This window comes from Ensifer sp. M14 (genome assembly GCF_003355565.1).
In the GTDB taxonomy this organism is placed as follows: domain Bacteria; phylum Pseudomonadota; class Alphaproteobacteria; order Rhizobiales; family Rhizobiaceae; genus Ensifer.
Genome location: NZ_QJNR01000018.1, coordinates 336,202 through 349,177, shown reverse-complemented (window position 1 = coordinate 349,177; position 12,976 = coordinate 336,202). Strand labels below are relative to the sequence as shown.

Annotated in this window: 12 protein-coding genes; 5 read left to right on the top strand and 7 right to left on the bottom strand. The window is 62.6% G+C overall.

Going from position 1 to position 12,976, the window contains the following annotated elements; translation table 11 throughout:
- Window positions 1-24 precede the first annotated feature (24 nt).
- The 4 genes from BLJAPNOD_RS34145 to BLJAPNOD_RS34130 all read left to right on the top strand — a co-directional run bounded on the left by BLJAPNOD_RS34145 (window position 25) and on the right by BLJAPNOD_RS34130 (window position 4,078).
- Window positions 25-804 (top strand): ABC transporter ATP-binding protein, encoded by a 780-nt coding sequence (locus BLJAPNOD_RS34145; RefSeq protein ID WP_077498852.1) that lies wholly within the window; start codon window positions 25-27, stop codon window positions 802-804.
- Window positions 805-809: 5 nt separating this feature from the next.
- A complete protein-coding gene (locus BLJAPNOD_RS34140; protein WP_077498850.1) occupies window positions 810-1,733 on the top strand; it encodes an ABC transporter permease in 924 nt (307 codons plus the stop codon).
- Window positions 1,734-1,748: 15 nt separating this feature from the next.
- On the top strand, window positions 1,749-2,996 hold the full coding sequence (gene kynU / locus BLJAPNOD_RS34135) for a kynureninase (RefSeq protein WP_077498848.1): 1,248 nt from the start codon (window positions 1,749-1,751) through the stop codon (window positions 2,994-2,996).
- Window positions 2,997-3,109: 113 nt separating this feature from the next.
- Entirely contained in the window at window positions 3,110-4,078 is a 969-nt protein-coding gene (locus BLJAPNOD_RS34130) for a pyridoxal-phosphate dependent enzyme (protein ID WP_115423059.1), read from the top strand.
- A 9-nt stretch (window positions 4,079-4,087) separates the two neighbouring features.
- Here the strand turns inward: BLJAPNOD_RS34130 and BLJAPNOD_RS34125 are convergent, their stop codons facing one another.
- The 7 genes from BLJAPNOD_RS34125 to BLJAPNOD_RS34095 form a co-directional block, all read right to left on the bottom strand.
- On the bottom strand, window positions 4,088-4,774 hold the full coding sequence (locus tag BLJAPNOD_RS34125) for an ABC transporter ATP-binding protein (protein ID WP_077498844.1): 687 nt from the start codon (window positions 4,772-4,774) through the stop codon (window positions 4,088-4,090).
- Window positions 4,771-5,520: an ABC transporter ATP-binding protein gene (locus tag BLJAPNOD_RS34120; protein WP_077498842.1), complete on the bottom strand. Its 750-nt coding sequence runs from the start codon at window positions 5,518-5,520 to the stop codon at window positions 4,771-4,773. The genes BLJAPNOD_RS34125 and BLJAPNOD_RS34120 overlap by 4 nt, the downstream gene beginning before the upstream one ends.
- Window positions 5,513-6,484: a branched-chain amino acid ABC transporter permease gene (locus BLJAPNOD_RS34115; protein WP_077498840.1), complete on the bottom strand. Its 972-nt coding sequence runs from the start codon at window positions 6,482-6,484 to the stop codon at window positions 5,513-5,515. The genes BLJAPNOD_RS34120 and BLJAPNOD_RS34115 overlap by 8 nt, the downstream gene beginning before the upstream one ends.
- Window positions 6,485-6,491: 7 nt before the next feature.
- Window positions 6,492-7,412 (bottom strand): branched-chain amino acid ABC transporter permease, encoded by a 921-nt coding sequence (locus BLJAPNOD_RS34110; protein WP_115423192.1) that lies wholly within the window; start codon window positions 7,410-7,412, stop codon window positions 6,492-6,494.
- A gap of 93 nt (window positions 7,413-7,505) precedes the next feature.
- Entirely contained in the window at window positions 7,506-8,645 is a 1,140-nt protein-coding gene (locus tag BLJAPNOD_RS34105) for an ABC transporter substrate-binding protein (RefSeq protein ID WP_077498836.1), read from the bottom strand.
- A gap of 42 nt (window positions 8,646-8,687) precedes the next feature.
- Window positions 8,688-9,524 carry a tryptophan 2,3-dioxygenase gene (gene kynA, locus BLJAPNOD_RS34100; RefSeq protein WP_077498834.1) on the bottom strand — a complete coding sequence of 279 codons (837 nt, stop codon included), beginning with the start codon at window positions 9,522-9,524 and terminating at the stop codon, window positions 8,688-8,690.
- A 3-nt stretch (window positions 9,525-9,527) separates the two neighbouring features.
- Window positions 9,528-11,147 (bottom strand): AMP-binding protein, encoded by a 1,620-nt coding sequence (locus BLJAPNOD_RS34095; RefSeq protein WP_077498832.1) that lies wholly within the window; start codon window positions 11,145-11,147, stop codon window positions 9,528-9,530.
- Window positions 11,148-11,463: 316 nt separating this feature from the next.
- On the opposite strand from BLJAPNOD_RS34095, the gene BLJAPNOD_RS34090 reads away from it, so the two are divergent.
- On the top strand, window positions 11,464-12,315 hold the full coding sequence (locus tag BLJAPNOD_RS34090) for an alpha/beta hydrolase (RefSeq protein ID WP_077498830.1): 852 nt from the start codon (window positions 11,464-11,466) through the stop codon (window positions 12,313-12,315).
- Window positions 12,316-12,976 lie beyond the last annotated feature (661 nt).

Genomic DNA, 12,976 nt, shown 5'->3' with positions numbered 1-12,976 from the left:
CACTTCATGGTTAGGGGGGAGCCAATGCTGGAAATCAGATCGGCCCGCAAGGTCTTCTACAAGGGGCAGGCAGACGAAAAGGTCGCGCTCGACGGCCTCAGCCTCCGCCTTGCAACGGGCGAATTCGGCGTCGTCATCGGTTCGAACGGCGCTGGCAAGAGCAGCATGCTCAATGCCATCTCTGGGGCACTCGTGCTCGACTCCGGCCAGATCGTCATCAATGGCGACGATGTGACGGCGACGCCCGTCCACAAGCGCGCCATGCGGCTTGCACGCGTTTTCCAGGACCCGATGCGCGGTACCGCGGCCAGCATGACGGTGGCGGAAAACATGTTACTCGCCGACCTGCGCAGCAACAAACGCACGCTCCGCCGCGGCCTGAATGCGACGCGGCTCGCGTCCTACAAGGAGCGGCTGTCTCTGCTCGGCCTCGGCCTGGAAAACCGTCTCGACACCCGGGTGGAACTGCTGTCGGGCGGCCAGCGGCAATCGCTGTCGTTGATCATGGCGGTCGGCGGGAAGCCGGAACTGCTGCTGCTCGACGAACACACGGCGGCGCTTGACCCGCGCACAGCCGATATCGTCATGCGGGCAACGATCCGCGCGGTGGAAGCCCTGAAGCTGACCACATTGATGGTGACGCACAACATGCAGCACGCCGTGGATTTCGGCCACAAGGTCGTCATGCTCGATGCAGGACGCGTTCGCCTGGAGATCGACGGCAAGGACAAGGCCCAGACGACGGTGCCGGACCTGATCGGCCATTTCTCCGTCAAAACCGACCGCATGTTCCTGGCGAGCTGACGATCATGGATATCATTCAAAACACCCTCTCGAGCTTTGTCTCGCTCGTACCCGTCACGCTGGCGCAAAGCCTGATCCTCGCCTTCGTGGTCTTGGGGATCATGATCCCGTTCCGCATGCTGAGCTTTCCCGATCTGACGAGCGAAGGCGCTTTTCCGCTCGGCGGCTGCGTCTGCGGCGTTCTGATGGCGGCCGGCATGTCGCCCTTGGCCGCGATTGCCATTGCGCTGTTGGCCGGCTTCCTCGCCGGTTGCTGCACGGCTTTTATTCACCTGCGCTTCCGAATTCACACCCTGCTCGCCGGCATCCTGATGATGACGATGCTCTATTCGATCAACCTGCGCATCATGGGTCGCTCGAACATCTCGGTCTTCGGTGCGCCGACAGTCTTCGACTGGGTGCCGGGGCTGCAACCGGGCTTCCCGGCAAGCAAGATCGTCGTGGCAGGCCTCATCGCGCTCGTCGTCTTCGTCCTGCTCTATCATTTCTTCCGGACGGAAAAGGGAACGGCGATCCGCGCCGTCGGCGCCAACCCGGATATGGCAGAAGCCCAGGGCATCAATGTGTGGATGGCGACCATCGGCGGCGTCGGGCTCGCTGGCGCATTCTCGGCGGCCGGCGGCGCGCTGATGGTGCAGTCGCAAGGCTTTGCCGACGTCAACATGGGGCTCGGCATCCTGATTAACGGGCTGGCAGCGCTGATGATCGGCGAAGCGATTGTCGGCAAGCAAAGCGTGCTGCGCCAGCTCGCCGCTCCGTTTGTCGGTGCGGTCGTCTACTATCAGCTCGTTTCGCTCTGCCTGGCCGCCGGCATGCCGCCGCCGGATCTGAAGCTTGCGACGGGCCTGTTCGTTCTGGCCATGCTGGCTCTTCCGAGCCTCAAGCGAAGCCGCGGGCCTGCGCCCGCCCGCGAAACCGTACGCGAATAAACAAGGACCGTTTTCATGAGTGCTGTTCCTGATCTTGCAGCGATCGAGGCTATGGACGCGGCCGACGTGCTGCGCCCGATGCGCGACCGCTTCATCCTGCCGCCTGGCCTCATCTATCTCGACGGCAACTCGCTCGGCGTTGCGTCGACTGCTGCCTTCGAAGAGCTTCGCAAGGCCGCAACCGAGGAATGGGGACAGGATCTCATTCGCAGCTGGAACACGGCCGGCTGGTTCGACATGCCGCTTGTCCTCGGCGATCGGGTCGGACGGCTGATCGGGGCTGCCGCCGGCCAGACCGTCGTTTGCGACACCACGTCGATCAATATCTACAAGACCCTGCATGCCGCCATGGCGCTGCGGCCTGACCGCTCCGTGATCGTCAGCGAAGGCGGAAGCTTCCCGACCGATCTCTACATGGCCGAGGGCGTGGTTTCGACGCGACCCGGCGCCTCGCTGCGCCTCGAAGGGGTCGATGCACCCGAAATCGAGGATCTGATCGACGGTGACGTTGCCGTGGTTCTGGTCAACCATGTCAACTACAAGTCCGGCGAACTGCGCGACATGGCGGCGCTGACGCGCAAGGCGCATGAGCACGGCGCGCTGGTCATCTGGGATCTCTGCCACACGGCCGGCGCCCTGCCGGTCGATCTCGACGGCGCCAATGTCGATTTCGCCGTCGGCTGCAGCTACAAATATCTGAACGGCGGCCCCGGCGCGCCCGCCTTCATCTACGCCGCGACGCGCCACCACGGCGATATCCGCCAACCACTCAGCGGCTGGTGGGGACATGCCCGTCCCTTTGCCTTCGAGAAGCACTATGCCGCCGGCGAGGGGATCCGCCGCTTCCTGTGCGGTACGCAACCGATCCTGTCGCTGCGTGCGCTGAAAGGCGCGCTCGACATCTGGGACACGGTCGACATGGCGCAGCTGCGCGAGAAGAGCATCCGGCTCACGGATCTCTTCATCACGCTCGTCGAAGCGAAATGCGGTGTCTACGGCCTCGAGCTTGAAAGCCCGCGCAACGGGGCCAAGCGGGGGAGCCAGGTTTCGTTCAGCCATCCGAACAGCTACGAGATCATGCAGGCGCTCATTGCCCGCGGCGTCATCGGCGATTTTCGGGCCCCGACGACGATGCGGTTCGGCTTCACACCGCTCTACGTCAGCTATGCCGACGTCTGGCGGGCGGTGGCCGTCCTCGAAGACATCCTGCGCACCGGTTCGTGGCAGGATGCGCGTTTTGCCGTTCGCGCCGCCGTGACCTGATCTCGATGTTTTCGAAGGTCGCGGGCGGTCTGCTGCCTGAGATCCATTGTCAGTTTTGCGGGTCGCACACGGCGTGACTGAGCGTCGGGGTGCCGTAACAGGAGACGTCCACAATGATCGCGCCACGCCGCCCGACACCGGACGAAATCGCGCAAGCGCGTGAGCGCATCGCTCCCCACGTCGCGCGCACGCCCTTGGTCAGGCTCGACCTCGGGTTAACCGACCGGCAGATTTTCCTGAAGCTGGAGACCCTTTCTCCGATCGGCGCTTTCAAGCTGCGCCCGGCACTGAACGCCGTGCTTTCGCGTGATCCCACCGTTTTGCGACATGGCGTGGCGGTCACAAGCTCCGGCAACATGGCCTACGGCATGGCGTGGGCCGCACGCCTCATCGGCGTTCCGATGGTTGCGTACATGTATCGCGGCGCGCCGCAGACCAAGATCGACGGCGTGCGCGAGCTCGGTGGCGAGGTGCGCTTCGTGAGCGCAGAGACCTGGTGGGACTATATTGTCGGTGCGGACCGACCGGATGCGCCGGAATTGCTGATCAATCCGGTAACCGATCAGGCGGTGCTGGCCGGAAACGGCTCCATCGGCATGGAGATCGTCGAGGAGCTGCCCGATGTCGATCTGGTGCTCACGCCCTTTGGTGGCGGCAGCATGACCACCGGGGTCGCCAGCGCCGTCAAGGTCACGTCCGACTGTTGCCGTGTCTTTGCGGTCGAAGACGACAGCGCCGCCCCGGTATGCGCTGCCCTTGAGGCCGGGCGGATCGTGACGATCGAAACCCGTCCGTCCTTCATCAAGAGCATCGGCGCTCCATCTTTGGTGCCGCAGCTTTGGCCGGTCGCACGGGAGTTGATCGACGGCGCCATCGCCGTCAGCCCGGCCCAGGTGACCGATGCAATGCGGTTGCTCTTCAGGAAGGCGAAGATCGTCGCCGAAGGTGCGGGGGCTGCGTCGCTCGCCGCCGCGATCTCGCGACCGGATCTCAAAGGGAACATCGTCTGTGTGATCTCGGGCGGCAACATCGATGCGGCTGCCTATTCTGTGGTGCTTGGCGGCGGTATTCCTTCGGCCTGAACGGCAAGCTCAGACACCGAGGTAGCGATCCTGAAGCGTCGATGTCAGTGCCGCCGGAGGCCCCTCGAACACCGTGGCACCCTTTTCCAGCACGAAGCAGCGGTCGGCGACGGGTAACAGCTCCGAAAGCGTCTTGTCGACGACGAGGATCGATTGTCCCGCCGCCTTGAGCGTGCGGATCGCCGACCAGATGTCCTGTCGGATCACCGGCGCCAGCCCCTCGGTTGCCTCGTCGAGAATGAGCAGGCTGGGATTGGTCATCAGCGCGCGGCCGATGGCAAGCATCTGCTGTTCGCCGCCCGAAAGCGTGTTGGCGTATTGGTCGCGGCGTTCTCCCAGTCTTGGGAAAAGTGCGACGACCTTCTCCAAGGTCCACTCCGTCCCGCGAGCGGTGGCAACGAGATTTTCCATGACGGTCAGGTTGGGAAAACAGCGCCGTCCTTCCGGGACCAAGCCAAGGCCGAGCCTGGCAATGCGATGCGACCGCATGCCGAAGATCGTCTTGCCGGCGAAGGTGACCGTGCCCGAGCGCGGGCGCACGAGACCGAGGATCGAGTTGATTGTCGTCGTCTTGCCCATGCCGTTGCGACCCATGAGGGCGACCACCTCGCCCTCCCGTACATCCAGATCGACGCCGAAGAGCGCCTGGGAAGCGCCGTAGAACGTCTCGAGGCCTTTCAGTTCGAGGAGGGTCACGCGGTTTCTCCAAGATAGGCCCGGCGAACGTCGGGATCGCTGCGGATTTCATCGACGGTGCCGCTCGCGATAATGCGGCCGTAGACGAGCACGGATACCCGGTCCGCGAGCGCAAAGACCGCATCCATGTCGTGTTCAACGAGCAGCATCGGCGCTTCGTGGCGCAAGCCGTCGAGGAAGGACGTCAGCCGCTTGGAACCCTCCGGTCCCATGCCGGCCATCGGTTCGTCGAACAGAAAGGCCCTCGGCGAAAGCGCCAGGGCTATGGCGATCTCCAGCTGCCGGCGTTCGCCATGCGAGAGTTCGGCTGCCGGCACGTGGGCACGGGCTGCAAGCTCGACCCGCTCCAGCATTGCCATCGCCGGCTCGATCAGGGCCTTGTCGTGGGTGACCTGGCGAAAGAAGCGGAAGCTGCTGCCTTGCCTGGCCTGCACCGCCAGCATGACGTTGCGAAGGGCCGAGAACTCCTGCGCGAGCGAGGAAATCTGGAAGCTGCGGGCAAGACCAAGCCGGGCACGGGCTGCCATGTCCAGCCCACCGATATCGCGACCGCGAAACCGGATCGTGCCGCTGTCGGCTTTGAGCGAGCCGGCGATCTGGTGGATGAGGGTGCTCTTTCCGGCGCCATTCGGGCCGATCAGGGCATGGATCTGCCCAGGCCGAAGCTCGAGGCTGACGCCGTCGGTCGCCTTCAGTGCGCCGAAAGATTTTCGGAGATCGCGGATTTCGAGGACTGGCTCAGACATGACGCGGCTTTCCAGAAAGCAGTCCGAGCAATCCACCGCGGGCAAAGAGCACGATGCCGAGCAGGATGAGACCAAGGAAGAATTGCCAACGCTCGGTGATGCCGCCGAGCACGTATTCGAAGAACACGAAGATCATGGCGCCGGCGACCGGCCCGAACAGCCGTCCCTTGCCGCCGAGGATGATGAGCACGATCAGTTCGCCCGACATGTGCCAGGAGAGCATTGACGGGCCGACGAAGCGATTGAGGTCGGCATAGAGTGCACCGGCAAAGCCGGTGATCATGGCGGAGACGGCAAAGGCGACGAGGCGAATATTGAAGGGCGCGATGCCGACGGCGGCAAGGCGCGTTCCGTTCTGGCGCGCCGCCTGCAAAGCACTGCCGAAGCGTGAGCCCTCGACGCGGTGGAACAGGACAAGCATTGCCATGAGGGCCGCATAACAGATCAGGAAATAGGGCAGGGGCTTGGCGGTGTTGACCCCGGGGAAGGCGTTGCGCATCGACAGCGACAGGCCGTCCTCGCCACCATAGGCCGGCCACGAGATGGCGAAGTAATAGATCATCTGCGCGAAGGCGAGCGTGATCATGATGAAATAGACGCCTGATGTGCGCAGGCTGATCGCGCCGATCGGCAATGCGACGAGACCGGCAACCGCAACGGCCGTTATCCAGATGAGCGGCATCGAGGTTGTGCCGGGGATATCGGCGAACAGCGGTTCGGCATTGAAGGCGTGGGTCGCCAGAATGCCAGCGACATAGCCGCCGAGGCCGAAGAAGGCAGCGTGGCCAAAGGACAAGAGGCCGCCGAGCCCGAGCGCCAGGTTGAGGCCGACGGCGGCGAGCGCGAGCACGACGACGCGGGTCGCAAGCGTCACGTAAAAGGGCTCGCCCATGCCGGCGGCCATAAGCGGCGCGCCGAGAAGCAGAAGGGCAAGCAGGAGGTTGACTGCGGTCTCGCGGCTCATAGGCACCTCACGACTGCGCCGAAAACAGGCCGCTCGGCCGGAAGGCAAGGATGAGGGCCATGACGACATAGATCAGCATCGAGGCGAGTGCCGCACCGATGGTGGTCGCCTGCGACGCGGGCATGGTCAATGCGAGCAGGGATGGAAGCAGGAAGCGCCCCATCGTGTCGACGACCCCGACGATCACTGCGCCGACGAGCGCGCCTTTGATGGAACCGATGCCGCCGATGACGATGACGACGAAGGCAAGAATGAGGACCGGTTCGCCCATGCCGACCTGGACCGACTGCAGCGCGCCGACGAGGGCGCCGGCAAGGCCTGCGAGTGCTGCGCCGAGCGCGAAGACCACCGTATAAAGCGTGCCGATGTCAACGCCGAGCGCCCCGATCATTTCGCGGTCGGACTCGCCGGCGCGGATGCGCATACCGAGCCGGGTCCTGGAAATCAGCAGATAGAGGCCTGCAGCCACCGCGACACCGACACCGATGATCGCCAGCCGATAGAGCTGGTACTGGCCGCCTCCCGGCAACGCGACCGCGCCCTGAAGCTGAGGCGGGATGTCGAGATAGAGTGGGAACGAACCGAACAGCCAGCGCGCGCCTTCAGAAAGGATCAGGATCAGCGCGAAGGTGGCGAGCACCTGATCGAGATGATCGCGGTCATAGAGCCTGCGAATGACGGCGACCTCGATGATCGCTCCAACGCCGGCTGCCGCCGCAAGGCTGGCGATCAGGCCGATCCAGAACGAGCCGGTGGCGGCAGCGACGGTGGCGCAGGCAAAGGCGCCGATCATGTAGAGCGAGCCATGGGCAAGATTGATGAGTCCCATGACCCCGAAAATCAGGGTGAGGCCCGCGGCCATCAGAAACAGCATCACACCGAGCTGGAGCCCGTTGAGCAGTTGTTCGATCAGGAGTGTGGTGAACAAGAAACAGGTCCGAGCTTGGTGCCAGGGTTGCATGGACCATCGCCCGGACGTCGGCCCCGCGGCCGAGCATCCAGGCGACGATGGGTGCAAGTCTTACATCCCGCACTTCTCGGCGTAGGCGTCCTTGTGGTGCTCGAAGGCAGTCGCGATGATCTTGTTGGTCAGCACGCCATCATCTTCCTTCACCACCTCGCGAATATAGACGTTCTGGATCGGGTGGTTGTTGTTGTTGAACGCGAACTCGCCGCGAACGGACTTGAAGTCCGCCGCCTTGAGGGCTGCGCGGAAAGCGTCCTTGTCCTTGACATCAGCCTTCGACAGGGCCGCAAGGATCAGGTTTGCCGTATCCCAGCTCTGCGCCGCATAGATCGACGGCAGGCGCTTGTATTCGGCCTTGAAGGCTTCGACGAACGTCTTGTTGGCTTCGTTGTCGAGGTCCTTTGACCAGGTCGCGGAGTTCTTGACGCCGATCGCCGCATCGCCGATCGCCGGCAGAACGTCCTGGCTGAAGGAGAAACCGGGACCCGTGACCGGGATGCCGACGCCCGACTGGGCATATTGCTTCATGAAGGCGATACCCATGCCGCCGGGCAGGAAGAAATAGACGGAATCTGCGCCCGAGGCGCGGATCTGCGCGATTTCGGCGGCATAGTCGGTCTGGCCGACCTGCGTGTAGATCTCCCCGGCAAGGGCCCCCTTGTAATAGCGCTTGAAGCCGGTCAGCGCATCCTTTCCAGCCGGATAGTTCGGCGCCAGGATAAAGGCGTTCTTGTAATCCTTGTTGGCGTATTGGCCCATCGCCTCGTGGAAATTGTCATTCTGGTAGGCGACGTTGAAATAGTTCGGATTGCAGTTCGCACCGGCGAGCGCCGAGGGGCCGGCGTTGGGCGAAAGATAGATCACGTCCTGCGCGACCGTGTTCGGAACGACGGCCATGGCAAGGTTCGACCAGATGATGCCCGTCATGAGGTCGACCTTGTCGCCCTGGATCATCTTCTCGGCGATCTGCACCGCAAGTTCCGGCTTCTGGGCATCGTCCTCGATCACCAGCTCCATGTCCTTGTTGCCCGATTGCTTCATCGCCAGCGTGAAGGCATCACGCATGTCGATGCCGAGACCGGCGCCGCCGCCCGAAAGCGTGGTGATGACGCCGATTTTTACCGGTTCGGCGTAGGCAAGGCTCGATGTCGCAAGCGAAAGGCCAAATACGCTCGCTGCCAGAATGCGGTTCATGCTGTTCTCCTCCTTGTGGATTCCCTCTTAGATTGTGTTCTATCAGAGACCGGTGCGCACATGCCAGAGCTCGGGGAAGAGTTCGACTTCGAGCATCTTTCTAAGATAGGACGCGCCGGATGTTCCCCCGGTTCCGCGTTTCATGCCGATGATGCGCTCGACCGTGGTCACATGGTTGAAACGCCAGCGGCGGAAATAGTCTTCGAAATCCACCAGCTTCTCGGCGAGCTCATAGAGCATCCAGTAGCGCTCCGGATCGCGGTAGACGATCTGCCAGGCGGCAAAAACCTTGTCGCTCTCCGTGCGCGTTTCGCTCCAGTCGGTCCTCACCGCTTCCTCTCCGACGTCGAACCCCTTGCGGGACAGGAGCCGGATCGCCTCGTCATAGAGCGATGGTGCGGCAAGGATCGCTTCCAGCTTTTCCATGATGTCGGGTCGGTGCGCATGCGGCCCGAGCATGGCGACGTTGCGATTGCCGGCGAGAAACTCGATTGCCCGGTATTGCCACGACTGGAAGCCGGAGGACTGCCCAAGGGACTCGCGAAACTGGGTGTATTCGCTGGGTGTCATCGTGCGAAGCACGTCCCAGGCGCTGTTGAGCTGTTCGAAGATGCGCGCCACGCGCGTCAGCATCTTGAAGGCGGGCTCCAGCCGATCTTGCCGGATCGAGCGGACGGCCGCGTTGATCTCGTGAAGCGCAAGCTTCATCCAGAGCTCCGACGTCTGATGCTGGATGATGAACAGCATCTCGTCATGCGCCTTCGACAGCGGCTCCTGTGCGTCTAGCACCTTTTCCAGCATCAGGTAGTCGCTGTAGGACATGCGTCCCTTGAACGACATCTGGGCGCCTTCTTTCGAAGGGTCGTATGAATTGCTCATGTTTTAGGTCTCCGACCGCAATCGGAACCGCTGGATCTTGCCCGTGGCTGTTTTCGGCAGGCTTTCCAGGAATTTGACCGATCGAGGATACTTGTAGGGCGCAATTGTCGCCTTCACGTGGTCCTGCAGGCATTTGATCGTCGTGTCATTTGCCGATACCCCGGCCGACAGCACCACATAGGCCTCGACGATCTGGCCGCGCTCGCCGTCCGGTGCCCCGACGACAGCGCATTCGGCGACCGCGGGATGAGAGATCAAGGCCGCTTCGACCTCGGGGCCGGCGATGTTGTAGCCGGCGGTGATGATCATGTCGTCCGAGCGGGCGGCGAAGTGGAAGAAGCCGTCTTCGTCCTGATAGAAGGCGTCGCCCGTCAGGTTCCAGCCGTCGCGGACATAGTCGCGCTGGCGGGCATCCGACATGTAGCGGCAGCCGGTCGGGCCGCGCACGGCAAGCTTGCCGATCGTGCCGCGGGGAACCTCGCGCATCTCGTCGTCGACGATCCGCGCTTCGTAACCACCGACGGGCTTGCCGGTCGAGGCGGCCTTGCGGTCGGCGAAACGATTGGAAATGAAGATGTGCAACATTTCGGTCGCGCCGATCCCGTCGAGGATCGGTTTGCCGGTTTTCGCAGTCCATTCCTCGAAGACGGGGCCCGGAAGCGTTTCGCCGGCCGAGATCGCCACGCGTAGAGATGAAAGATCGGCGCCGTTATCCATCGCTTTCATCATGGCACGATAGGCGGTTGGCGCAGTGAACGAGATCGTAGCCCTGTATTTCTCGATGATCTCCACCATGTTGGCCGGAGTCGCGTACTCGAGCAGCGTTGCCGCCGCCCCGAAGCGCAAGGGGAAGATGGCAAGGCCACCGAGACCGAAGGTGAAGGCGAGCGGCGGCGAACCGACGAAGACGTCGTCGGGCGTGACCTCGAGAACCTCTTTGGCATAGCCGTCGGCGATCATCATCAGGTCGCGGTGGAAATGCATCGTCGCCTTCGGGATCCCAGTCGTTCCGGAGGTGAAGCCGAGCAGCGCCACGTCATCCCGGCCCGTGTTCACGGCCTCGAAGACGACCGGCTTGTCGAGCGCGACCCGGTCGAGTTCGGCATCGTGGTTGGCGGTGCCGTCGAAGCCGATGACCTGCTTCAGGTAACGGCTGTCTTTCGCGCAGGCGATCATATCGTCCATCAGACGCGTGTCGCAGAGCGCCAGGCTGATCTCTGCCTTGTCGACGATCTTCGTCAATTCGCCGGCTCTGAGCATCGGCATGGTATTGACGACGACGGCGCCGGCCTTGGTGGCCGCCAGCCAGCAGGCGACCATCGCCGGATTGTTGGCGGAGCGGATCAGGATACGATTGCCGGGCTTGACGCCATAGTTCTCGACCAGCGCATGCGCCAGCCGGTTCGTCCAGTCGGACAGTTCCTTGTAGGTTCGGCGGCGGCCATTGCCGATCAACGCCGTGTGGTCGCCAAAACCCCTTGCAACGACGGCGTCCGTCAGTTCGACGGCAGCGTTGAGATGATCCGGATAGTCGAACCCTTCGAGAAGGAATTCCGGCCACTCTTCCGGTGGTGGCAGATGATCGCGTGTGAACGTATCGACGTGCGAGGTCGGTCCAAGCATGTGGCGGCTGTTCCCCTGTTCAGTTCCTGCCTGTTGCTCAGGCATTTCTCAAAGCCGGCTTATAGTTCGTGCGGTCGTGCGGACATGGCGCAGGCATCGCCGCATCGTTGCCGATGGGCCGCGCCGCCGCTGCGACGGTTCCAATTGTTCGTGATGGGCACAGCGAGACCTCCACTTCTCGGCTGAACATGGGGCAGCATCGCACCAGTCTAAAATTATTTCAAGCCTAAAGTTTTTTTCGAATCTCGCCATTGCGTTTGTTGATGAGACGGGTGATTTCTATGCTCGGGGAGACATGAACTGGAGGATTTTGTCGATGGTGGAACATCACGTTTCGGACTGGAACGATGCCTACGCCAACGGCGCGAACATCGCGCGCGGCGACCGATGGCCGGAGGCATGGGTTGGGCCGTCCGAGGCATTCCGCAACGCCCGCTCGGCATCGGGGCTTGCGAAGCTTGACCTTTCTTATGGCGAGCGCACCAGAAACCGCATGGATCTGTTTTTCCCCGATGGCCCGGCCAAGGGATTGGTGGTCTTCGTGCACGGAGGATTCTGGCTGCAACTCGACAAGAGCTTCTGGTCGCATCTGGCCCAGGGGGCGATCGCCAGCGGTTACGCCGTCGCGATGCCGTCCTACACGCTCTGCCCGGAGATCCGCATAGCGGGGATCGTGGAAGAGGTCGCCGCAGCAATCGGCGAGGCCTCGAAACTGGTGGACGGACCGTTGATGCTGACCGGCCATTCGGCGGGCGGCCACCTCGTAAGTCGGATGATCACGGCGACGGCGCCGCTTTCGCCTGATATCCAGGAGCGGATTCGCAACGTCGTCTCGATCTCCGGCGTGCATGACCTGCGCCCGATCATGTCGACGGCAATGAACGAGAGGCTGGCGATCGACGAGGCCGAGGCGCTTTCGCAGAGCCCGGCATTGCTGCGACCCATGCGGAATGCCCGCCTCACTTGCTGGGTCGGTGGCGGCGAGCGCTCGGAATTCCTGCGCCAGAACGCGTTGCTTGCCAATATCTGGACGGGACTGGGCGCAACAACGGCAAGCGTCGTGGAGCCGGATAGGCATCACTTCAACGTCATCGATGGCCTTGCCGACGCCAGACATCCGCTGACACGGGCCCTGCTTTCAGCGTCAGAAGCCGTGATTACTGCCTGAAGAGCCAACCCCGGCGCCCGGCAAACTGGGCATAGACGTCGCGATGCGGCAAAAAGGGCCGACTTGCATCCCAGGAACAGGCCCGAAACGCAGGAACGCGGTTGTGGGCCGCACACCTTTTCGGTCCCCGTCGTTCTTCACAGTGAGGCTGTTCTGACCACTGAGACCCATCCTGCGCGGGTGGGGGTCCGCATCGTTTCCACTTCTGTCCGGCCGAGGGGGAAATGCAAATCTCAGCCACGCTAGGCCGTGCGCCAGGAAATCAATGCCGAGCAAGAGCGCAAGCATCCACAGACTTAACTTTGGGAACTCGGACAAGATGGCGAATCCTGCCCCTGCACCAAAGGCTCACGACAGCATCATCGGCCAGATTCAGCTGCGAATAGCGTCGGTACATGCCAAAGTATCCAAGGGTAAACCATTGGGATCATTGGCATGTCGGACTTCAAATTAGAATGTACCCCCAAGAGGTCGCGTACTGGTTTTGGGGATCGTGACCTGGCCTTTAGATGTAACCGTCATTGTAAATACCGTTGTAAGGAATGATTTCTCGAAGGTATTACTTCGCGACCGGGCCTCCAATAGAATTGGACCAGGAACCCTCCCACAGAGCTCGGAGTACGAGGGGCAATGAACCCTTTCGCACTTCACGCGTACCCTT